Below are 24243 nucleotides of genomic sequence, written 5' to 3'. Positions count from 1 at the left end.
TTTTTAAATATCATTTAGACAATCCTTAACTTGAAACTGCTTCTAAATAATTACTGCCTCTCTGGTAGTCTCTATTTGTTGTAAAGCACACATTACTTCCACCGCAATAGCTCTAGCAAATAAAGGAGGTACTGCATTCCCGACCTGAGTATATTGAGGAGTCTCAAATTTTCTTCTTTCTCCACCCGTTGTTCTTTTCCCACAAAATTCAAAACTGTCGTCGAAAGATTGTAGTCTAGCAAACTCCCTCACTGTTAAAATCCGTGGATTCGTTTCATCATAATGAATAATATCATCTGGAAGAGTGAGAACGGTGGGGGAAACTTGATCTCTATCTAACTTAGAACATCTATATTTCTTAGTAAAATAATAAGCATGATCTATCTCATCTAGTCTGCCTAATAGTTCGGCAATAGTCTCGCCTGGGTTTAATTTGTTAAATCTATCTACCGTTTTTTCTAAATGTTTTGATGCTTTATGATTCAACAACTCTTCGCATCTTATAGTTCTATTATTAGCCCCTGGAGTAAGACCATTTCTTAACATTGATTGATAGGCAGTTTGCTCATATTCTTCATTATAATTGGTTGAACTCTCTCCATTTTTCAAGAAGCTTAAATCAGAAATTGCCTCTTGAACAGTAACTATTTTCTCTCTTTTTTTGGGGAGGCTTGGCCTAGGAACTACATCAATATATTCTTTACCTTTTTTTTCAACCTTATTTGCAATAAAAATTACCCGCGGCCTATTCTGTGGAACACCATAGTCTTTTGCATTTAATTGAAGACATTGGACTCTATAGCCTAGTTTAAGTGCTTCTTCCTCAATAATTTTTGACGCAAGCTCGTTTATATAGACCTTACCAGAAACTCCTCTAATCTTTGTAAACCTATACGATAAAATACCCTCAACATTTTCCATAACAAAATATTTTGGCTGCACACTCTTAACAATTTTTAAATATTCAAGAAACATTTTATTTCTGGGGTCATTTTCATCCCTTTTCCCTGAAAGACTAAATCCTTGGCACGGAGGCCCTCCTACAATTACATCAATTGAAGCCCCATTTAAGAATTCGGCAAGATTAGGCTTTCTTGAGAGACTTCTAATATCTCCTTGAAAGAAAGTAAGCTCATGGCCTAACTGCGCGTGTCGATTTTTATACGTTTCCGCTGCTTCTTTACTATAATCGCTAGCAAATGGAATGTAGAATCCCGCTTGCATGAATCCCTCTGACATTCCGCCTGCACCGCAAAAGAGATCTAGAACAGTATATTTTTTTTCTTTGCTCATTGTCATCACTATCCACCTGTCAATGGTTTATCTAGAACCAGGATAGCATATTATTAATTTATTTCATAGATTGAAAGACAAATGCGTTATTATATCATTTTTTTCAATTACAAAGTTTGAATAGGTTCATTTAAACTATCCCCTATATTATTTCCCAAAATTAATCTTGAAAGTTACGATTATGGTATTCTATGGCTTTTTCACTAGGGAATAGAGACTTTTTTTCAGGTAAATTCAGTTTTTGATTATGTAGGTACCAGTAGATAGATGTATTTAATTGACTAGATACTCTAACTGTTAAGGTTCCTGAATTTATTGTAATCAATCCAAGATCAAACAAGGTATGAATATCCCCTCTTAATAACAGTCCATTAGTACTATTGTTTGTTTCCTCGCCGTGGTACGGAACAATATGTGCTGCTTCTAGGGTTTCAAGAACGTCACAGCCAGTTACTGCGCATCTACCATTATATGCCGCAAGAAGCTTTTCTCTAAATTTCTTTTGACCTCTTCTATATGAGATGTACCTCGCTATTTTCTCTTTTGCGTTATTAATGTTTTCAGGATTAAAAGGAAGATCGGAATTAGCTTGGACTAATGTCGAAATTTTAAGATCTGATTCTTTATCTTGAATTAGTTTCAAATGATAAAGACATAGCTCTAACGATTCCTTCAAATGTTCTTCTATTTCCTCTATAGTGGACCTTTCAAAATAAAACTCTTTAGGATTCTCAAAAACATCATTATATTTTGTTGTTGGTCTTCTTCCATCTACATCTATTCGTAAATCTTTATTTTTTGAACGTAGAATTCTATTCAATCCTTGGGGATTTGTTTTAGATTCTGCGCAACCAATTAATGCGCCTCTTCCTTTTATATCAAAACAAATTACAACATATATCCCTTTAGAGACCTGTTGACCCGGGGGTAAAAGCGAGACATGGAATATACTAGGAAACCTTGCTATCCCTTTTGATTGTTCAAAAGTATAGGTTACACCCTTATAACCCTGAAACCTATCTTTGAGCCAATCTACTACGGACGATAGATCTTTTTTTACACCCTCTAGTACGGGGTCGTTACTGAGCATTGCACTTCCCTTAGTACCTGGATTTAGTCTCCTAAACTCGCAAAGGGAGTTAAATGATTCTAACATAAGCTTCACCCCTTAAAACTATATATGTATTAATTTACATTATTCGACACCCAACATTATCCATCCTTCCTCAATTCAAAACTATTGAACTATTTTTATAGTCACGCCGGCCTAAGAGTTACTTTTCGCCTCATCCACTTCTTCCACTATGAGTTTACAATAATGTTAAGATTTTCGAACTACTCATTAGGCAATACCGCCATCGCAACTTAAGTTGTTAGTACTAATTACAAAAAAACAATATTTTTCTCCAATCCTCATTCGTACATGTTGAAAAGAACATTTGGCTTATTCCCTTCCCAAAAGTTTTATCAGTTTAGACATAGTGATTTTGAAAAGGGATGGATCTTTTTTTGTACCTCTTATATGGTCCAAAAGGAGGGTCCAGAAGACTTATTCCAATCCAAAACTACCTTTTTCGCACATTAATCCCATCTATTATTAACAACATTAAAGTCACAGTTTTTTCAGTATGTATATGTTAAAAAACCTCCACCGCATTGGTGAAGGTCAAATTCTTAGGATTTCTTTCACTTATTTATACTGTTCATTGTCAATATTCATTCTTTTTTTGTAAATACTATATGGAGTAGAGAACTTCGCCTCTATATAGTTTAGTGGATCACTAGTTACAATATGTCCATCTCTGAGTAACTGCATTAAGACATCATTGTACATAACCGCTACCCTACACAGGTTGTCAATCATATGATATAACATATGCTCGTCACTTCTTTGCATTGTTGCCCATAGTTGGATTTCCTTTAACTTCTTATCCAGTTCTTTTAGACTAATCTCATCAAATTTATCTTCTAACACTTTGCTCACCCCCCCTTTCTCTAAAGAGAATATTGAGAGTAAGCCAGTTTTAGAACATATTACATCAACTACACTTGATCCCTTAAATAAATCCTCTGTTCAGAAAACTCCTTCTAATTGTTAAACTTTATTCACCTATAAGCCTTAGATATAAAATCAGGAGTAGGTCTTTCTCTTTAGTATACACTCCCCATCTCAATAGGTCTTTAATTTTTAAACCATTCACTCAACAGCCAGCGGAATTATTAACATAAAACTATTTAGAATACATACTCTGTCGCCGTCATACTTTCCGCCTATCATATTGAGTCCGGTTCGAAAATCGATCCTCTTTGGTTGAACTGAACATAACACAGCGGAATAATTTGATGGACTGCCTAGAATCAAAGGGAGTTCACACTCTAGTTTTGCATTTGCTGTCGAGTTATGTTGTATTTTCCGATCTTCTTATACCCGAAATGACAAATTTTGATATACTATTTAAATACAGAATTATCGGTAAAATGGACGAAATTACCATTAAGGAGCGATTCACATTGGCATCACAATGGTTAACAGAGATTAAAAATACGATTAACTATTTTAAAAACGAAGTACCTGAAGGGCGTACGTTATTAACAAACATTGATTCCATGGACATAGAACAACTCTTATCCATACTCAGCGATGCATTTGTTCTGGAAGAAGATGCTATTGAAGCAGAGAATCGCAAGAACTTCGTGACAGATACTTACGAGAATAATGTAAGATTTTTCGCCAAGCAGCTTATCTCTTCCATGATTACAAGCCATAACGAGCTTAAAGAGTATGAAGAGTATCAAACTTTACTGACCCAGCGACATATTGCTTATGGCTTCTACAGTGCTCTTGGAAACAATTCAGCAGAGGGTATTCCCATTTTAAAAGATTCGTATATTGAAAAGCTGCTTTACTCCGGCCTGGTGAAATTCTACAACAAGTTTTATGGAAGTTTTTCCGACAATCAGGAAGCCATTAAGTTGCTCTGCAAGTTTTACCCCGCTAATGATAGCCTATTAGAAAACAAAGATGATATCGTATCTGCCTTATTCAGACATGTCTCCAATGCGGGGACATCGAGCGATACCGGTTTTGCGTTCAGAGGCATTGAATTAATTAAGGAGAACATCGGTCGTCTGCCGATAGACGTTATTGATCAATTACTTCAGAAATATGAGTTATACAGGATCATCAATGAGAAAGTCTATCGTCATCAGGTTTTTACGATCATTGACAACGCTTCTATGACAGAAGAAGAGAAACAGACATATAAATTCAGTTACTTAGACAGTCTGATACTAGCTAATGTCATGAACAGTGACCTTTACAGCAAATACGGAAATCAAGAGCACCTTAGTAGAAATTATCTCTCTTCCACACAAACGCTGAAGGCAGGTAACATAGGACTTATTTTTAACGATTATCTAGAGAGTACTTACGCCTACTGGACGCATCAATGCTCAATAGACCGACAATTCGTTGTTGATGGAAAAGAAATTATTCACATCCGTCTGCATATTGCCCAAAAACAGGTTTCGGTAGCTTATTTGGATATGCCACGTACCGAAATTCGTTTTGAGTTTCTTTACAACGATTGGATGCTAGATCAATATCGTGCCATGGATGCTAATCAGAAATTGTTAGAATTTATTAACGGAGACCACGACGAGCAAGCTGACCCTCAGCATCATCGTCTGACATTTTCGCTCCTTTTCCTTCATCGATATAGAGGATTGCACAAACAATTGGTCGATTTCGATCACCGATTCACCTATAACACAAATACAAATGAGCTTAATTCAGTGCTAGAATCACCTGATATCTCGCATTTTTATGGAGAGAAGATTTATTCTCTCTCCTGTATAGTTGGTAAAAATGGGACAGGGAAAACAAGCACGGTGGATTTTTTAAGAGGTACATTTTTCAAACTCCTCCACTTGATAGATGAGCAACAAATTACTTGTAATCAGGGGTATGTCAAGGAAATCGATTATGAAGCCTATGGTATACTGGACAGCGGTAGTGAGTTTTTTGTCGTATTTCACTTAGGCGATCAGCCTTATTATTTGACCAATATTATAGATGCAACTGCTTCGGCAGCAAAACCATTTGATAGCAAAACTTATACGACCGTCAATAAATTGGGCAAAGTCGTCTATTTCTCGAATATGCTTAGCGTTCATCAAGATAACCTCTTTTCGGATGGAGCCATAGCACATAGGGACAAAAGCGACAAAGAAAAACTAGCCCTATCTCTTAACCATTTTGGACAAGCCGATTATTCAGAAGCTTCAAGTTTTATACAAAAGCGCAAAGACATGGAATCAGCAGAGTGGGATAACCCTTTAAGATCGATCAATCGAGACTTGTGCTATCAACTGACATTTTTGGCCTGTTTACCACAGGGAGAGCTGCAAAAGTATTTCGATATGCCGGAAGATAAGGTATTTACGATAAAAAGCGAATTACTCGGTCTGGAAGAGGTCGGGCTTACGGCAACGAATGTAGATAAGAAGCTCGCATCTCTTCAACCATTCTTTACAGCGCCAGATACCAAACTGAAACACTTCTCATCGGGACAATACGCCAAGTTTTCTTTCTTGGCAAAGCTTTACTGGTTTCTGGAAGGTCATCGGAAATATGCCGAACGTTTGGGGCCTTACATCGGAACGAACATCTTTAGCCAGGATGAGGTGCTGCAAGAGTGGGAGACAGCGCTTCTATTCATCGATGAAGGAGAGCTCTATTACCATCCTGAGTGGCAGCGAAAGTTTGTTACTATGCTCATAAACTTCATACACAGCACTAGTATAGAATCCCAAATTCAAATCGTGATCACGACGAATTCGCCATTTATGATTTCAGATATTCTCAGCGAGGATATCACTTATCTTTCAAAAGAACAGCAGGAGTTTGACCAAACCTTTGGGCAAAATATTCATAAACTGCTCAAACACAACTTTTTTATGTCTTACACTATCGGCGAGTATAGTCGAGAACTGATTGAACGGATTATTGACTGGCTTTGTCTTAAAGAAGACGAGGTAAGCCTTATCGGTAAGGAGTTAAGCCGATATTTTGAAGGGCCTATAGCGCCAGTGGACTATTCGAAAAAGATACGCCTTTTGATAAATAAAATCGGCGAGCCTGTCTATAGGGAAAAATTGTTGGACACACTCAGTACATCCAAGTTAGAAGAACCTTCTGAATTAGAACTATTGTTACGACAACGGGCTGATCTTGATCGCGAGATTAGACGGTTAAGCGAGGGCGAGAGAAAATGATTCAACTGGAAACTTATTCGGATACGTTTAAAAATGAATATTGGAAAGCTGTTGGAGATAGAATAGATACTTCCGTTCGAAGGAAGATCGTGGACAGTTGTAAAAAATACATGCCATCCGACTTTTTCACGGGTAGTCAGGACGAATTCCAGTCCTTAATTCTTGCTCCATTAGAAAATTTGATAGCCGCGCAAGCATATATCGCCAGCAAGACAATCAATATCATGAATCAGGAATGTTTTAGAAATTCAAATGGAAACAAACCTCCGATGAGAGCGATGTATAAAACAATTCATGACTCTTACACGAGTCTTGCAGATTCCGTCGTAGGTGGGACATCGTTGCGTGTAAGAATAGTTCGGAAAGCAGGTCTTACTGTCTGCCCTTATTGCAACAGAGATTACATTAACTGTAGAGCGGAAAAGGTTTCGGGGGCACAACTGGATCATTTTTTCAACAGATCCACCTTCCCTTTGTTCTCCATCTGCCTCTACAACCTTATTCCCGTTTGTGGCAATTGTAATAGAGTTAAGAGTAGCAAGGCATTGACCTTTGCTTCCCCATACGACAGCTCTATTAACTGGGCTGAAGACTTAACTTTCTCCTATCATAGGAGCGCTCTAAACGAAATGGAGATCATTATCGAAGCCAAAGGGAATCTAGAAAACAATATGCAAGGAATGAGAATTCGCGAAGCTTATCAAATACATGGCGATGAAGTGCTTGAATTAATCGAAAAGCAACAGATGTATAACAGAACGCAGAAGGATGAGCTTCAAGCGATGCTGGGTCGAGTCGGTTTGACAGATTTGGAAATCAAGAAAATGGTCTTTGGTCCCAAGATCACTAAAGAAACGATGAGAACAAAGCCGCTTGGAAAGATGATGCATGATCTGCACAAGGAGCTGAAAATCTACAATTAAACTTAATCCTCTTACGGAAAGGAAATTGATATGTAAGCATAGGCACTTCTATTATTGTTCAATATTAGATATATCCCTGCTAAAAACAGCTCTCAAAACACGCTTTCTACCGCAAGGTCGTTGTTGGAAAACAATTGAGGAAAACCAATTGGATCATGATCGAGCTGAATAATTTATTGAATTCATAATTGAAAATAAGCCTTCAATAATCAGGGATTATTTTGCCTCGGCGATAAAATAGCCTGCTTTCTTGCATTGTCTAATTACCTTTACCCTGACAAAAAGAAAAACCGAGTGATTTCAGGTTAGGACCTGATTTTCACTCGGTTGTTTTGGCTTTCTATTTTAACCTCTACCCACACCTATTACCGCATTAGCAGGACTTTATTTGATTTTTGTCACTGGTTTATTTTGAATGTCAGGTCTTTATTTGTTGGCTACAACATCCCTCACCAACAATGCCACCGATTCCACATGCACCGTATGCGGAAACATATCCACCGGCGTCACCTCCGCGACGCCGTACCCGCCATCGACCAGCACGCGCAGGTCGCGCGCCAGTGTCGATGCGCTGCACGACACGTACACCACGCGCCGCGGCCGCAGCTCGAGGATGGTCGCCAGCAGTGCCGGGTCGCAACCCTTGCGCGGCGGGTCGACCACGATCACGTCAGGCCGAACGCCCTGACGTGTCCACTCCGGCAGGACGACCTCGGCGGGTCCTGCCTCAAAGTGCACGTTCGTCATGCCGTTTAACTCGGCATTCTTACGTGCATCGGAGATCGCCTCTTCGACGATCTCGACGCCGTACACCTGTCCCGCGCGCTGCGCCAGGAACAGGGAGATCGTGCCGATGCCGCAATAGGCATCGACAACCGTTTCGCCGCCTGTCAACGCGGCGTACTCCAGTGCTTTCCCGTACAAGACTTCCGTCTGGACGGGGTTCACTTGAAAGAAGGATCGCGCGGAAATAGCAAATTTCACTTCGCCGATATAGTCATAGATGACCTCGCTGCCCCACAGGACGCGCGTCTCATCCCCAAAAATAACATTGGTCTGTCTCACATTAATGTTATGACAAATGCTCTTCACCGCAGGCAGAGCCTCGCGAATGCCAGCAATCCACTCATCCACACGCGGAATCTCTGAGCCATTGGTGACCAAAACAACCATGACCTCGCCCGTGCGGAAGCCGACTTTGACGACGACATGGCGCAGCAGTCCAGTCCCTGTCTCTTCACTGTAAGCGCGAATCCCTAAGCGCGAGCCGATCTCTTTCACACGTGCAACGACTTCGTCGTTAGCCTCGTGTTGAATGAGACAAGCCTCCATATCAATGATGCGATGGCTGCCCTGCGCATAGAATCCGCCGATGAGGCCGCCCCGCTCTTCCCCAAAAGGAACTTGAGCCTTGTTCCGATATCTCCACGGATCGCTCATCCCAAGCGTAGGATGAACAATGATTCCTTCTGTACCCTCATCAGATTGTACCGCCAACTTCCCAATCCGCACCAAATTATCCACGACCTGCTGCCGCTTCACCCGCAGCTGCGCCTCATAGCTCAAATGCTGCAACTGACAGCCGCCGCACTCATCATAAATCACACAGTCGGGAGCTACGCGATCCGGACTCACTGCCAGCAGCTCCACCAAATCAGCATATCCATACTGTTTCTTCAAATGTTCCACGCGTACAAGCGCCCGCTCACCTGGCAGCGCCCCCGCGACAAAAAGGGTAAAGCCGTTCACACGGCCCACCCCTTCGCCATCATGGCTGATCCCGATGATCTCAGCCTCGTATTGCTGTCCGATTTGCACAGGCAAGCCTGCCATCCAAGATGGCACTTCTTTCTTCCCTTTGCTGTTTCCATTCCCTCTGTTACCAGCTGCCGAACTCCCCGCTCTTCCAGCAGTTCCCGACCTGCCACTACCTCTATGTTTACCTGGCGCGGAGCCAGATGTACCTTTTGTTTTCATAATTACCTCACTTAATTCTAGCTAAAATTAATCATTTATCTCTTCATCGAAGCAGTGGGATGAGGATGAAAAGGTGGGAGAAATCTTTTTCCCTACTCATGCTCATCATGCCCATTTCCATGCCCCTTCAAATGAAACGGCGTGGTCAAAGCATCAAGAAACTTCTTTTTATAAATCGACTGGCCCGACTCATCCACAATCACCCGCAAATGGCTCTGCAAATTGGTCATCACGCAAGGCAATGTCCCGCCAAACTCTCCATCTAGGTTCAACTGAACGTAGTCCGGGGAGTTAATTTCGATATGATTGGTCTGAAAATAGATCAGATTCGGATCACTCAAATGCTCGCCGCGCAGCGCCAATGATACGATACGGATGAATTCTGCCAGGTTGCATTTCTTCAAAATAATAACATCGAACATGCCATCATTAATGTTGGCTTCCGGTGCCAGTTTCTCGAACCCACCTACAGAGTTGGTGTTGCCTACGAGGAAGAGCATGACTTCTTCATGCATCTCGCGATCGCCGGCTTTGATATAGAGCTCGATTGGCTTGAGCCTAGGCAGCTTCTCGAGTCCCTTCATATAATAGGCCAACTGGCCGATCATGGTTTTGAGTTTGCTTGGGACTTCATACGTCAGCTCGGTCATCGAGCCGCCACCAGCGATGTTGATGAAGTAGCGGTTGTTGATTTTGCCAACATCAATAGCGGTTGAATACTGCTGAATGATGAGGTCGCAGGCATACTCCAAGTTCTTGGGGATACCGAGCGCACGCGCAAAATCATTCGTCGTCCCGAGCGGCAAAATTCCGAGCGGCGGTCTGCCTTCTCTTTCGGCCATACCGTTGACGACTTCGCAAATCGTGCCATCGCCTCCAGCCGCGATGATTAAGTCGAACCCGCGACTCACGGCCTCTGCCGCTGCGAGTGTGGCATCTCCTTCACCGATAGTCGCGTGAGCGGAGGTCTCAAACCCTCCGCGCTCTAAGCGCTGGAGAATTTCGGGCAATCTTTTCTTCATTTCTTCCCGGCCTGAAGTCGGATTGTAGATCAATCGTGCTCGTTTGACCACTCTATGTCATCCCCTGTTCATCGTTTGGGAATACGGAGGCAATCTGCCCCTCCATCCATTTGGAAATTTGCGGACTCGGCAACAAGGCCCGTCCATGATACTTATATGCGAACCCTTCCAAACGGGAAGGAATCACTTTATGTGTAAAATACCCTTCACTTAGAAACAGCGGTGCTACTATCACCTTATACGCTGGCTTCTCGCGGGCCCACCAGGCCATCTTCTCTACTAGTTGATCTGGCAAAAGCATAGCAATATCCGCTTCGGCGAAGCCGCCCAGCGTTCTAACCCGCTCCGCGAGCTGCGTAAGTCCTTGGCGCCACTTCTGGTGGAAGCCATCTTCCTTACTCCCATGTCCCACCAATAGCAGAATCTCTTCCTGGGGCGACTCGGAAAGCTCTGCGATTTTGCCATAAAGAATGGCTGCAATATCGGGATGATCATCAATCGGCGACGTGAAGTGAATTCGCGCGCGTATGTCTAAGAGCTCCATGTCGGTTTCGAGCACAGGCTCAGCAATGACCCCTAACGCGTAGCTGATCTCATCAATATGTGTACTCCCAGAGGACACGAATAGCGGAACGACGATGATATCGGTCACACCTTGCGCCTCTAAACTATAAATGCCATCTTGTATCAATTTACCCTCGACGAGCTCCAAATATGATGCATAAATGGGCATGGCATCAGGTACTTGAACCGCATTCACGGCATCCTCGACCAGCTGAACCCAACCCTCATCACGGGATCCATGGCTAATGACCAGCACACCATACAACTTCATTCTAACTTCCCCCACCCGTACGAACTAAGCCTATCTTCCTATGCTAACGAAAGTGGTCACCTATGTCAATTTGAAGCCTGCTTAAACAGAGAAAAACCCCGCATTACACGAGGTAATACAGGATTCTGCAAATTATTATTTAACGATTCAAACGATCCAATGTCAGTACATAACCGTCGTTCCCGTAATTCAGACACCTTTTGACCCGCGAAATGGTTGCTGTTGATGCCCCTGTTTCTGCTTCGATCTGGTTATACGTACACCCTTTGCGCAGCATACGAGCCACTTCAAGGCGCTGGGACAGCGACTGAATCTCATTCACCGTACACAAGTCATCAAAAAAGACGTAACACTCTTCAATATCCTTCAACGTTAGTACAGCTTCAAAAAGCTGGTCTATGGCTTTATCATTTAATTTTTTTAATTGCATCTGCTGTCAACTCCCGGTCAAAAAGCATGTTGGCTTCATGGTTCTCTAAGCTCCTGTGTATCATTCGACACGTGCTGGGTAATTCCTTCCTTTAGGATTGCAGAACGTTAAAATTTCTATGCGTTAATTGGCTAAATAGCAACAAATCCCCAAGACCCGTGACATTCGTCCATACCAAAGGTAGGCAAGTGACATATCCTGTAGGAGACAAATCTGATAAAAAGGATCGTGAATCCTAGTGACCAACCCAAGACAACAAATTATTGGTAATGGCGGAAATCGTCCTGAAGTGGAAACAAGGAGCTTAACCCTTCCAGGTGAAGGCTTCGGTCAATACCCAGGCTTAGGCGGTGGCAATCCCTTCGGTGGTGGCGGCGGCTTTGAAGGCGGAGGCGGCTTCTTCGGCGGCCCTCCAGCAGGTGGCAATGCTGGTGGTGGCTTCTTTGGCGGCGGTGGTGGCAACGCAGGCGGTGGTTTATTTGGCGGTGGCGGCGGAAATACCGGTGGTGGTGGTGGCGGTAACTTCCTAAGCAATCTCCTTGGCGGTGGTGGTGGTGCCGCTGGAGGTTCTTCGAACCCGCTGAGCGGCTTAAATATGAAGCAAATCTCCGGCTTCGTCGAGCGGATGGGTGGTATTGACGGCATCATCGGCACGATGGGCAAGGTTCAGAAGTTCATGTCGACGTTTCAGCAAATGGCACCGATGGTGAAGACCCTCTTTGGCTCTATCGGCAAAGGAAAGGTTGCTTCTGGCGACGTAGAGGAAGTCTTCCGTCCGAAGCGCAAACGCCGTAAGAAATCCGGCACAGGTAAAAGACGCAAAGGCCGCTCCACATCTGGCACGGCTAAGCGCAAGCGCAGATAGTTGTCTTCTCTTCTTTTCTCATCTCATCTAAGCCAACTCATTCGTAAAAGGCTCCCCGTCTTCATAGACGGAGGAGCCTCTTTACATGTTGCTATTTTTTCAATGATCTTAAAATGATTGCTGAAGCTTCTGCACGCGTTGATATCCCTTGCGGTTTCAAGGTGCCGTCTTGGTAACCATTCAATAACCCCTTCGAAGTCAAGACAGCTACTGCCGCCTGTGCCCACTCCGATATAGCTGAAATATCGGTGAATCCCATGCCTTCTGTGCCTTTATCATTCATATGTGCTGCACGTACAATTATTACAGCCATTTGCTCTCGGGTAATCGTATCATCCGGACCAAACGTCGTATCTGTGTACCCTGAGATGATCCCATTAGCTGCCGCTGTGGCAATGGCTTTATTAGCCCAATGATTTGTGGTATCGCTGAATGTTTTATCGCCCTGATCACCGAGCTTTAAGAATTTAACAACGATGGAGACGAATTCAGCTCTTGTAATGCGGCCTTCCGGTTTAAAGGTGCCATCTGGATAGCCATTGATCGCTCCCTGCCCAATCAATTCACGAATGTTAGCCTCTGCCCAATGTCCTTTAATATCAGTCAAATTGGTTCCATCTGTTCCAGGATTGTCGGTTATTGGCTTACCATCTTCTTTCGGTGTAGCCATGACCGCATATTTTGTGAAGTGATTAACGTCTACAGTAATGTGATTACCATTGACTTTACCACCCTTGACTTCCACCCATTTCTGATTGACTTCATCGAAATAGAAGACGGATGCTCGTTGATCGGCTTTGACACTTGTAGGATCGAAAGCGAACGTCAATGTGACTGGTTTACTGAAGTTCTCTGTAAAGTTTTTGAGAATCTCATAAACTGGACTTGCTAGAACTTCATGATTCGTTAATAGGTTATCTGTTCCTGACAATTTTTCGATGGTTAACTTTAATTCTTTCATAGAAGCATTCGCTGGAATCAAGACCGAAACCTCGTCCTTATAACTCACTTCGCCCGTTTTTCCAATTGGAAGTGTTAAAGTACCATCTGTCGAGGTCACTTTATCGTCAATCGGTGTCGTTGGTGGTGTTGGATAATAGGGTTCCGATGAAGAATCTTCAGCACGGTATACCGTCAGGTTATACGGCTTCTTCGTACCATCTTGCGCTTCGACCATAATTTCAATCGGGTTGGCCCCGACCTTTAGATTAGCCGCTTTGTAGGCATAAACATTGTCTGTGACAGCTGTATACTCGGCACCTGTTACGGTAAGCTTTTGATAGAGTTCCTCTTTAGTTATGGATAGATTTACCTCTGAGACGGAGTTAGATACTCCTACCGCATAATCGCGTTGGGACGCAGAGAATGCCGGATTCAAGCTACCTTGATTGACAGCGATGTTGGAAAGCAAGACATTGTTGCTCATCCTTGTAACATGGACTGTATACGTTCTGGTCGAACTGTCCGCCGCTGTATGGACAATCGTAATCGTATTGTCTCCTAGGCTTAACGGAATCTCTTCACTCGCTTGACCACTTCGTACCGTTTTTCCGTTCACCGTTACGCTTGCTATTTCGTTGGTAAGCGTTGGTGTGACTGTCAAGCTATCAACACTGTTAACCACACTTTGCGTATAGTTTGTTCTTGAGAAGTAGAAGGGCTCGTTCAGATCTCCGCTGCTGAGACTTAGACCGGTCATATATTCAGTCGATGTTGTCCCCGTAGTCAATTTCCAAATATCTGACTTCTTCACCCCGCCATACATATCTGTGGCTGCAGCATACCATTGGTAGCTAGTCAGTGGCGCTAGATTTTTCCAGATGACTCCAGCAACCTCACCGCTCTTCACATGATTCATGCTGCCGATCACATTATCCGTATAGACGTTCACTCCGAAATAGTCCGTAGCAACGCGTTTCGTAACAGGCTGCAAATTCAAATCGATGGAAAACTCATCTTTGCCAGGATACTCGGCTGGATCATAGTAATTGTAATCATCCAAATGCGGTGAATAAGTCTTCATGTTGATTTTGCCATGTGCCATGTCAAACTGCATGAGTCTGATATATCCAAGTCCACCTTCTGGTGCACCTTGGTAGTCAGCAAGCATTTGATACACGTTACGATCGGCTACTCCGTCATTGTTATCATCAATCGCGTCGACTTTCAGCTCCGCATCGTGATAATGGCCAGAAAGCGCCGCAATAACGTTCTTATTCGGTTTGATAACACGTTCGAATACTTTTTCCGCCATCGGCGCGCGGTTATTGGAAACTAACATGAACTCATGGAAGTTCAAGATCGCTTTCCGATTCGGGTACTTTTTCAAAACCTCGTTAATCCAGTCAATCTCTTTGTCACCATAGCCCCAACCCATGTAAACGATGATAAAATCATTACCGTTGGAGGATACAAGGTCATAATGTCCCTTGTTATTTTCGTAGGATTCGCCGTACGTTGGCTGATCCTTGAAGCGATCTTCCCCGAACCATTTGGAATAGTAACTGTAATCATTGTTTTGATGGCCCACGTCATGATTACCCGCCAGTACCCCATAAGGAATGTTGGCCTTTTCCAAAACCTTCATATCTTTATCTGCTTCTATCCATTGATATTCTTGGTCTGCGATATCTACGATATCACCGGTATGAATCACATATTTAATTTTATTATCTACTTTATGATCAGCAATCCATTTCACGATCTCTTGATAGATATACGGATAGGTTCTGGAGTAATACTGTGTATCCGACATCCATACAAAGGAGAAATCATAATCGGCTGTCGCATCGGCATTCGCTTGAGCTGGCGCTGCTGCAATTTCATCCTGAACCATCACTTGAATCTTCTTATTGTTGGCATACGTACCCGCAGCTACGGTAGCTTGCAGCTCGAAATCAGCTGTACCAGCTATAACAGTCTTTAGTAGGTTCCATTTTTGACCGCTAGGACTCCAAGCATATAAAGTAACTTTTCGGCCTTCTAGCGACTTGCCTTTCCAGTTAATTTCCACTTTATCTGTGCTCTTGATCGCATCGTCCAACGAGATTTCAAATCGCTGATACGGGAATTTCTCGTCAGAATCATCGACCAGATACTGCCCGTCCAAGGCACTAATTTTAGTATAATCCTCTTGTGAAAATGCGGTTTCACCATCCGGCTTTTCCTGTCTAGGAGGCTCCGTGTCTACTGCGTTGCGGAACCCGGCAAATTGCCCCTGCACGCTGGCATCGTATTTAAAACCTTGGTTAAAGCTTACGTTCATTTCATCATTCATGGGATCCGATACTTTAACACTCAAAGGAGCATTACGATCTACGTCAACAGCGCCTTGCCCTGGTGTCAATTGTTCCGGCAAATTCGGGATTTCATTCGGTACCTCGAAATTGATCGTCACATTTTGTACGTTACCTACTTTATCCACAGCCTTGATGCTGAATACATGCATCCCACCTGGAAGCTTTGCAGATGATGTGGCATATGGCAATGTGATTGGTAGTGTGTCGAGCGTAGTCTCTACCTTGTCAACACCAGCTAGTGCGTCAGATATGACCGCATCCAGGTTAAAGTCGCCACGGTACATAACGCCTTCTTCAACTGAAGGTTTGATGACTGGAGCTGTATTATCGACTGTCACTGTTGATGTAGCAGCCTTGTCATTGCCATGGCTCACCGTAATCTGATGTTGACCATCATTCGTAGATGTGGTGTCCCAAACATAAGCCTTGGATGCCAATTTCTCTGCTGGAATGACGAAATCGAAATCGACAACTGGCGGTTTCCCTGAAGAATCTCCCATTTTAATAACCTTGGCCGGATCATTGTTCTTCGCATCATAAATCACCGTACCATCAGCCAGTACTAAACGTACGTTCTTCACGTCAAAATTATCTTTATTCTCCGCTGGTCGATCATCGAAAGGTGAAGCTTTCGAACCCGCTCGGATGGAAAATAAGTTGCTGCCTTCCTTCAATCTGTCCGCTTGAATCGTCGTAGACAGTGTTGTGTAGCTATTCACAGTGTCTTGGAACGTAAAGAGAATGTCCTTATCTTGCGTGATGGCGTTTTTAAAATAGTAATTTACACCCGTTACTTCGAATGCAATATACGCGTCATGTTCAACAGCATGATAGGTAGATTGCGTTAATTCTTTGCCATCAATGGCAAGCTTCAGGTCATCCGCACCTAACCCTTCGCCTGTTCCTTTAATCACTTTGGGTTTGGCAATCACATCGCCGTCTTTCACATTAAGACGCAGAGCTGAGTGATCCGAGCCTCCCGTAATGGCAACGCGCTTCGTACTCGTCGTGGTTTCATTCACGCCATCCGAAGTAACAAAGTAATACTCCATGTAAGCATTACCGATAAGCTCAGGTGAGAAAACCGTATAATGATATAACGTATCTGCGAAGCTTTCTTTCAAATATTTCTTCGAATAATTCGGCTGTTTCTCCGTTTTATAATAAAGCGCAACTGTCTTTAACGATGTTTCATCTTTGGCATCCGCGATGATTTCAAGATCCTTGGATTGCTCAATTTCGGTCTCTTTGGTCAAATCAGAGATTACAGGCTTGGTTGTATCGGGCTTCACAATCACACTTTGGATCGGCGCTTGAGTCGGGTCAAGCTTTCCTGGTGTCGCAGCCACTAACCCTGCGCTATATTTCGTCATCGTTGTTTTGCCGTCAACTGGATATTTATACAAGATTCCTTTATTCGCCTTCGCATCTCCAGTTACGTAATAAGCTGATGAGACTTCAACGCCTGTATTCGTCGCAATGAGAATGCCACGATTGGACCCATTTGCCATACCGTCGTTGTGTATGCGTACAAGATTGGTGCCTTCAACCAAATTCGTGCCGTAGGTGGTATTGAAGTCTGCTGCAGGCGTATTCGCATTCTGCGCGTTGATCACCCAGAAGACTAGCGTACCTTTCGAAGGAATGATCATGTCTTCTTTGTCTGCTGGCCAAATGACATCTGCATCAGGTCCAGTATCCGTGTAGCGGTAGATCAATTGATAATCTTTGAAATTAATGGCTTTATCCGTATTGTTGTACACTTCAATAAACTCATAGCCATCTGCTGTGCCCACATTCGTAGAATCGGGTACAACTTCTGTAACCAGAAGCGATGGGATCTTGGTGAAATCCGTTTTATCAATAGCCACGGTCGCACTATACACGTTCGATCGTATCGTACTAAAACCGTCATCGGCCTGAACGTAGTACTTCAATGGCGTATCGGTCAGCTTTTCCTTAGGTATCGTAGCTTGATACTGGGTGCTGCCTAGTACCGTCATAGGTACCGAATCATACGCAGCTTGAGAACCTGTTTTAAAATAAACAGCCGCGGATACGGATTCACTCTGCTCAGGATTGGAGATTTGAGCTTGCAGCGTTACATCCAACTTTTGATCCGCTTGCGTAACCGGCGTATGGTTAATTAACGGAGGCTCTGAATAAGTCCGTGGGATCGTTGGAACTTGAGTGGGATCCACAACGCCTGGCGTTGCATTAGCTGGAGTTGTATCTTCACCTGAACCGTACATCACCATATTTTTTGAGCCATCTACAGGAGACTTATAGAAAATACCTTTATTTGGTTTCGTTTGATTATCATTTTGATAACTAGCAATGGAAATATCGCTGCCGGTTTTCTCTTGGATAACCAAGCTCCTAGGACTGCTGTTATGCATGCCTCCCCCGCCTTCCACGCGGAAAAGGTTCACACCTTCTTGGAGGTTGGAAGTAAAGGTACTATTAAACTTTGCTGGTGTTTCTTCCACATTATCTGCATTCGTTACCCAAAATACGATGGAGGATTGTGATGGAATCGGCATACTCCCGTATGGTACTTGTTTATAGGAAGCCGGCCAGATTGTGTCTGCTCCTGCATTACGATAAACCAAGTTGTAATCTTTGAAGTCCAGTGTTCTGTCTGAATTGTTGTACACTTCAATAAACTCATAGCCATCTGAAGGGCCCACATTTGTTGTATCTGGCACTAACTCCGTAATCAGCAACTTAGGCACCTTCGAATAGTCTACGTCATTCACTTGTATATCGTTGTCCACCGCATTCGCCATGGGGGCCAGCATGCTGAACATCATTCCGAATACGGTCATCCCGGAAACCAATCGTTTTAAACCTTTTTTATACACGTATTAACGCCCTCTCATTATCAAATGATCGTTATTAACAATCTCTATCTATTGGGAAATAATTCGCTCAATAAGCCAGTACAGCCCGAATACACCAATGATTCCTGAAGCATATAAATTCCAATTGATTTTCAGCGGCACGCGGCGCAGCAACAGCAGAACTGGTATCACAATCGCTACAACGACAAGTTGTCCAATTTCAACGCCTAGATTGAATGAGAATAATGGCAGCACCATTTGCCCAGACAGTGTGCCTCGCAGCACTTCAGCGAATCCAAAGCCGTGTATTAACCCAAACAGCATGGTGACCGTTACACGTGCGCTCTCTTTTTTCTTCCATATGTTCTCAAAGGCAATATACAAAATGCTAAGCGCAATTAGAGGCTCGACAATCTTGGGTGACAGATAAGCGATCTCCAGCGAGGATAGGACCAGCGTGATACAATGACCTACCGTAAAAGCCGTAATCAACTTTACAATTTTGGACACTTTTTGTTCAGAAGCCAGCAGCAACCCGAATAGAAACAGCATGTGATCAAGCCCTGACCAGATGTGCTTCATCCCCATAAGGACGTAGGTCTTTAGCGTATTCTGCCAGGAATGACTGGCTGTAATATCGACCGCAGGCTTGCTAGCAGGCGCTGACGCCATGGTCGGGTTTCCTGAACCAGCCCCAGGACCTTGGATCTGCACAATATAATTCTGACTGCCAAGTACTTGCTGAATCGTCTGGCCTCCCACCTGAATCGTGGCATAGTTGCTATGGGCTGGATCGACCCCGCTGTACCAGAAGAAGTTATATTGCACGAGATACTGCTTCACTGGAGCGGCGAATTTATATCGGATATCAATGCCAATCATATCCATGCTGGCGCGTTTCTCATGCTTAGCGCTAACAACGACCGCCGTTCCAACCTTGCCATCCCCCGTCACAATAATGCCGTCATCAACTAGCTTGGTTAATGCTTCCAAAGAGGTTGATAATTGTTTATCACTTATCTTGTCTCCGCCATCTGCTTTATCAGGAAAGATTTGTAGAAGGTCGTGTTCGACTAAAGATAGATGATACTGCATCGTATCTGAGCCTACTTGTATATCAGAGTAACCGCTCGAAGAAGCATGCGCTCCTACCGTACTAGCTACACTTATGCTAACGATGACCGCCAAAAGGAACACGAAGAAGCTCTTCCTAATGTTCAACTCTGTTCTACTGCGCATGTGTTCTTCCCCTTATTGATTCATTTGCACTTACTTTTTACCGCCATACCTGGCTCTCCTTCCCATGAGCTTCCGTTGATACATGCCCATCATATCCAGCCCCTCACGGCTTGCCTATACACATGATTTGCGTTCCTGCGCGATTGTTACGATTCTTCTTTTAAGCTTTTATAAAGCGAAAAATACATAAAAGTGCCCAGCTTCCAATAAAAAGCCCATACCCTTCACGCCAGATTTCATCTACAATTGAGGTATATAACTCGCCGGAAGCATGGCAGCGGAACAATCAGAAGGAGCCTGCGACTTATGAAACTTTTCTCGATACAGAGATCCCTTTTTCGAAACATCCTAGCCAGCTTTATGATCTTGATTCTCATCTTCTGCTCGTTTAATCTCTTGATTTTTTGGCTCGTCAAAAACCACCTCCGCAGCGAGATGATGGCACAGAATCGTCTTACCCTGCAGAAAGTGGCTGAGCGCTATCAATTTCAATTGGATAAAGTGCGAGAAGCTTTATATAAGCAATTTACTGAAAAGACGGTCATTACACTTAACAATCAAGTGATTTTAAAGAAGGATCCCGAGTCTCTTTCTACCCGTCCTATTGTGTTGGACATGCAGAGCATCGCAAGCGATTCGGAGCTTTATGTCGATAATTTGATCCTTATGTTCCGATCCACAAGTCTTGCTCTGAGCAAGCTCGGTCCTGGCACAACAGTCGATTTATTCAGCAGCATCTACCAAAGCTCCCTATATCCGCTCTCTTACTGGCAATCGCAGTTTGATCGCAGTGACAATTATGTCCTTCATCCGGGGGCTATATTTGGGAGCCCATCATCATCAGGTGAATCAACAGGAAGAATGTTAATTCCTTATTCCATTAAGCCTGCACTAGCTGACAATATGATGATTGCGATGATCGACGGCAATCGTTTGCGTGACGCGATTCTGAAGGAAACGCCCGATCTGGACATCACGATATTAGGACCGAACCAAACAGTTATTTATTCGACAAATGAGACAAATAAGTCAGATAAGACAGATAAGACAGATAAAGAGTCCAGCCAGCTCCATGAGCCGGTAAATATTGAGTATCAAGATGAAGACGGTTTACGTTACGTCATGAAAATGACGAGTCCCGAATTCACATCCAGAATTCTTCGTTTGGACAATCTCATGATGATTCTGTTGGGCGCTTCTATTGCCATCGCCTTCGTCGTCTCTGTCTTTTTTAGTAAACGAATCCATAGACCCGTCCGCCAATTGATCCAAGAAAAAGGTGAAATTCAGCAGGAACTGCAGGAACAACAATCGGAGTTAATCAACTATCATTTCATGAATAAGCTGAAGAATATCCATCCTGACCCTGATGAATGGCAGCATATTCAAGGCACCGAGGGAACTTACACTATCGCGCTGTACGAGCTGCGCTTCCGTTCGCCTGCTTTCATAGAAGTCCCGATGAGCAGAGAACACATCTCGCAAACGATCGGCGAGCAGATCAAACGTGTAACAGAGGAACGGTTTCCTGATTCCCATACGTTGCAGATGGAACATCATCAGTTTCTAACGGTGTTCCCTGGCAATGAGCGTGAACGCATCCTTGGAATGCTCGAAGAGTTGAAGCGCGTTCTAGACGAAGACCGGCAATACTGTTTAGTGACTGCCGCCATCAGTTCGGCGTTCGAGCATTCTCTGCAGTTCGGTCATGCCTACCGACAAGTGAATGAATTAGCTGCGCAAGCCCGTTTACTGGAAGAAACGCAAATTGTCGTTGAGTATCGTTCAGATCGCGCTACGTACTTCCTTACTCTCACACAGGAGCAAGAATTGACCACAGCGCTGAAATCCGGCAAGGAGCAGGAAACGCTCGACCTCTTTCTTCCGTGGTTAGATGAGCTTGACCAGAAAGAAGCATCTGTGGATATGTTTAAGCATATGGTGCTTGCTGTAACCGATAAGGCCAAAATGGTGCTAGACCATTACAAAGTTCAACCTGACGATACGTTGCAGCTGAGGTCCATCCTGCTTCAATTAGAGGAATGCTGTACGTTGGACGAGTATAAGAGAACATTTGAAACTTATTTCCGTATCGTATCTCAGCTCATCCGTGAGAAGAAAGAGACGAATGATCCCATCATTGATCATGTGCTTAACGTCATTAAGGATCAGTATGCGGAGGATCTTTCACTCGATGTTCTCGCAGATCAACTAACGCTAAGCAGTTCCTACCTTTCTACTTATATCAAAGAGAAAACCGGAGCCAATTTCATGGAACATTTGCATGATCGACGCGTAGGTTACGCGCAAGAGCTCCTGGTCCATACCGACTCGAACATTCAAGACATTGGCATTCAAGTCGGCTACCGAAACATCTCCTCGTTTAATCGCATGTTCAAGAACCGCACAGGCTCTTCGCCTGGCGAGTACCGTAGGACACATTTGCTTGATAAAAGAGCATGAGAAAACCCTGAGGCTCTGCCTCAGGGTTTTTGGTGTGTAGCGTATGCTGTTGGACGAGAGGGAGGAGTCCAATGGAGACGGATTCGGTGCTGTAAGTCGATTTTTTCGACTTAGGGGACTCCAACGAGCGAGATTCGATGCTGTAAGTCGATTTTTTCGACTTACAGAGCTCCATGGAGCGAGATTCGGTGCTGTAAGTCGATTTTTTCGACTTAGAGAGCTCCATGGAGCGAGATTCGGCGCTGTAAGTCGATTTTTTCGACTTAGGGAGCCCCATGGAGCGAGATTCGGCGCTGTAAGTCGATTTTTTCGACTTACAGTACTCCCAATGGAGCCGGTTCGCGCGGCTTCCATTACTTCATTTCAACGTCTTATTATACGCATCAATTTTGGCGTTAATTGCTACGGTTGCTGCGTCGAGAGCTTCCTGCGGTGTTTTCTCTCCGCTTAGCGCCTGCCCGATGGCATTCTCCGTCAGCTTTCTCGCTTCTGGATAAACCCCCAGAACACCACCTTGTGTCGCTAGATTCTGCTTGGCAGCACTATGCTGATCAATGGCGGTCTTGAACTGTGGGAACTGTTTCATATTGTCTTGCACGATCGGCAGCTCATATGCCTTCTCTGTAATGGGGAAATAGCCTGTGTTGACATGGAAGAACGCCTGCTGCTCAGGCTCGGACAAATACTTCATGAATGCCCATGCCGCCTGCTGCTCCGCATCCGACTTGTTGTTCAGGATCCAGTTGCTTGCCCCGCTTACCACCACACCGCCAACGCCTTCGGCTGGCTTGGGGAAGAAGCCTGTTCCAACTTCGAACTTGCCATCTACGGAATCGAGGATATCTCGCAGCCCTGCCGTTGTATCGAAGATCATAGCGACCTTCCCTTCGGCGAACATTCTCTTAGATTCATCACTCTTACCGGCTGAGTGAATGGCCGCCTTGCTGTCAATTAACCCCTTCCACCAAGTAAGCGCCTTAACACCCGCTTCATCATTCAACTGCCACTCCGTTGCTATGCCATCGCGCCCGTTACCCAAGTTCACCAGCTCAGCGCCCTGATTGGCAATAAGCTGTTCCATGTACCAACTGTGCGTGCCGAAGTAGGCGCCGGCTACACCGTCTCTTGTTACCTTTTTCGCCACTTGGGCAAGGTCTGTATAGAGAACTGGTGGTTTATCTGGGTTTAATCCCGCAGCTTTGAACAGATCTTTGTTGTAATACAGAATCGGGTTAGATGTGTTAAAAGGCATCGAATACAACGTATTCGCCACCCGATAATAATTGAGTATGGCTTCGTCCATTTGGGACACATCATACTTGTCTTGATCTACGAAGTTCTGAATCGGCGTGATCGCCTTAGAATCGATCATGTAACGCGTTCCGATATCATACACCTGCATCATGGTTGGTCCCAGATTGGAACCAATGGACGCTTTCAACTTGGTCAAACTATCGAAGTAGGAGCCCTGAAACACAGCCTCCACCTTAATATCCTTATGTGCAGCATTGAAACTTGTTACGAGCCTGTCCACCACTTGACCGTTCTCGCCGCTCATGGAGTGCCACCAGACTACTTTCTTAACGCCATTAACCAATGGTTCAACGTCACCAACTTCAGCAGCCTCAGCGGCATTCCCTGCCACCGTGCCCTTCACCACATCTTGTTGCCCCCACACCGAATAAACGCCCAATAGGCCGAACACCAGCACAATGATGATGAAATAAGCGGGTATCGAAATTTTACGTTGAAATAGCTTCATCTTATCCCTCCTATG

The 24243-nt window shown here is 44.1% G+C and carries 14 protein-coding genes; 4 read left to right on the top strand and 10 right to left on the bottom strand.

Annotated elements, in window-relative coordinates; translation table 11 throughout:
- Positions 1–42: 42 nt before the first annotated feature.
- From ASL11_RS09425 to ASL11_RS09415, 3 genes are all read right to left on the bottom strand, one after another.
- Positions 43–1299 (bottom strand): DNA cytosine methyltransferase, encoded by a 1257-nt coding sequence (locus ASL11_RS09425; RefSeq protein WP_235550429.1) that lies wholly within the window; start codon positions 1297–1299, stop codon positions 43–45.
- Between the two features lie 154 nt (positions 1300–1453).
- Positions 1454–2449, bottom strand: coding sequence for an HNH endonuclease (locus ASL11_RS09420; RefSeq protein ID WP_056612841.1), 996 nt, complete (start codon positions 2447–2449; stop codon positions 1454–1456).
- Positions 2450–2983: 534 nt separating this feature from the next.
- Complete coding sequence (locus ASL11_RS09415; RefSeq protein WP_056612839.1) at positions 2984–3268, bottom strand: hypothetical protein; 285 nt, start codon at positions 3266–3268, stop codon at positions 2984–2986.
- Between the two features lie 536 nt (positions 3269–3804).
- Here ASL11_RS09415 and ASL11_RS09410 point away from each other — a divergent pair.
- Both ASL11_RS09410 and ASL11_RS09405 read left to right on the top strand, forming a co-directional pair.
- Positions 3805–6570, top strand: coding sequence for an AAA family ATPase (locus tag ASL11_RS09410; protein WP_162261628.1), 2766 nt, complete (start codon positions 3805–3807; stop codon positions 6568–6570).
- Entirely contained in the window at positions 6567–7493 is a 927-nt protein-coding gene (locus tag ASL11_RS09405) for a hypothetical protein (RefSeq protein WP_056612835.1), read from the top strand. The genes ASL11_RS09410 and ASL11_RS09405 overlap by 4 nt, the downstream gene beginning before the upstream one ends.
- A 426-nt stretch (positions 7494–7919) precedes the next feature.
- Here the strand turns inward: ASL11_RS09405 and rlmD are convergent, their stop codons facing one another.
- From rlmD to ASL11_RS09385, 4 genes are all read right to left on the bottom strand, one after another.
- Positions 7920–9470, bottom strand: coding sequence for a 23S rRNA (uracil(1939)-C(5))-methyltransferase RlmD (rlmD, locus tag ASL11_RS09400; RefSeq protein ID WP_082595344.1), 1551 nt, complete (start codon positions 9468–9470; stop codon positions 7920–7922).
- Positions 9471–9562: 92 nt separating this feature from the next.
- The gene (locus tag ASL11_RS09395) at positions 9563–10492 is read right to left on the bottom strand and encodes a diacylglycerol kinase (RefSeq protein ID WP_235550432.1); all 930 of its coding nucleotides are present in this window, start codon (positions 10490–10492) and stop codon (positions 9563–9565) included.
- Positions 10493–10544: 52 nt separating this feature from the next.
- Positions 10545–11327, bottom strand: a complete 783-nt coding sequence (locus ASL11_RS09390; RefSeq protein WP_056612832.1) for a sirohydrochlorin chelatase — start codon at positions 11325–11327, stop codon at positions 10545–10547.
- Positions 11328–11466: 139 nt separating this feature from the next.
- Positions 11467–11757 (bottom strand): YerC/YecD family TrpR-related protein, encoded by a 291-nt coding sequence (locus tag ASL11_RS09385; protein WP_056612830.1) that lies wholly within the window; start codon positions 11755–11757, stop codon positions 11467–11469.
- Positions 11758–11995: 238 nt separating this feature from the next.
- Between ASL11_RS09385 and ASL11_RS09380 the strand changes: the two genes are divergently transcribed.
- Entirely contained in the window at positions 11996–12622 is a 627-nt protein-coding gene (locus tag ASL11_RS09380) for a hypothetical protein (RefSeq protein WP_056612827.1), read from the top strand.
- A gap of 91 nt (positions 12623–12713) precedes the next feature.
- Here ASL11_RS09380 and ASL11_RS09375 read toward each other — a convergent pair whose 3' ends face one another.
- Together ASL11_RS09375 and ASL11_RS09370 are read right to left on the bottom strand one after the other, a co-directional pair.
- Complete coding sequence (locus ASL11_RS09375; RefSeq protein WP_056612826.1) at positions 12714–18785, bottom strand: S-layer homology domain-containing protein; 6072 nt, start codon at positions 18783–18785, stop codon at positions 12714–12716.
- A gap of 48 nt (positions 18786–18833) precedes the next feature.
- A complete protein-coding gene (locus tag ASL11_RS09370; RefSeq protein WP_056612824.1) occupies positions 18834–20003 on the bottom strand; it encodes a HupE/UreJ family protein in 1170 nt (389 codons plus the stop codon).
- Positions 20004–20309: 306 nt separating this feature from the next.
- Between ASL11_RS09370 and ASL11_RS09365 the strand changes: the two genes are divergently transcribed.
- Positions 20310–22466, top strand: a complete 2157-nt coding sequence (locus ASL11_RS09365) for a helix-turn-helix domain-containing protein (protein WP_056612821.1) — start codon at positions 20310–20312, stop codon at positions 22464–22466.
- 358 nt (positions 22467–22824) lie between these two features.
- Here ASL11_RS09365 and ASL11_RS09360 read toward each other — a convergent pair whose 3' ends face one another.
- A complete protein-coding gene (locus tag ASL11_RS09360) occupies positions 22825–24228 on the bottom strand; it encodes an ABC transporter substrate-binding protein (protein WP_056612819.1) in 1404 nt (467 codons plus the stop codon).
- Positions 24229–24243: the final 15 nt, after the last annotated feature.

Source organism: Paenibacillus sp. Soil750 (assembly GCF_001428045.1).
GTDB lineage: Bacteria > Bacillota > Bacilli > Paenibacillales > NBRC-103111 > Paenibacillus_E > Paenibacillus_E allorhizoplanae.
This window is presented reverse-complemented; position numbering and strand designations above follow the sequence as displayed.

Bases quoted from the DNA above. Each gene is read 5' to 3' on its own strand.
- ASL11_RS09385 (WP_056612830.1), bottom strand. From the start codon at position 11,757: ATGCAATTAAAAAAATTAAATGATAAAGCCATAGACCAGCTTTTTGAA.
- ASL11_RS09360 (WP_056612819.1), bottom strand. From the start codon at position 24,228: ATGAAGCTATTTCAACGTAAAATTTCGATACCCGCTTATTTCATCATC.
- ASL11_RS09390 (WP_056612832.1), bottom strand. From the start codon at position 11,327: ATGAAGTTGTATGGTGTGCTGGTCATTAGCCATGGATCCCGTGATGAG.
- ASL11_RS09370 (WP_056612824.1), bottom strand. From the start codon at position 20,003: ATGCGCAGTAGAACAGAGTTGAACATTAGGAAGAGCTTCTTCGTGTTC.
- ASL11_RS09405 (WP_056612835.1), top strand. From the start codon at position 6,567: ATGATTCAACTGGAAACTTATTCGGATACGTTTAAAAATGAATATTGG.
- rlmD (WP_082595344.1), bottom strand. From the start codon at position 9,470: ATGAAAACAAAAGGTACATCTGGCTCCGCGCCAGGTAAACATAGAGGT.
- ASL11_RS09425 (WP_235550429.1), bottom strand. From the start codon at position 1,299: ATGACAATGAGCAAAGAAAAAAAATATACTGTTCTAGATCTCTTTTGC.
- ASL11_RS09420 (WP_056612841.1), bottom strand. From the start codon at position 2,449: ATGTTAGAATCATTTAACTCCCTTTGCGAGTTTAGGAGACTAAATCCA.
- ASL11_RS09365 (WP_056612821.1), top strand. From the start codon at position 20,310: ATGAAACTTTTCTCGATACAGAGATCCCTTTTTCGAAACATCCTAGCC.
- ASL11_RS09395 (WP_235550432.1), bottom strand. From the start codon at position 10,492: ATGAAGAAAAGATTGCCCGAAATTCTCCAGCGCTTAGAGCGCGGAGGG.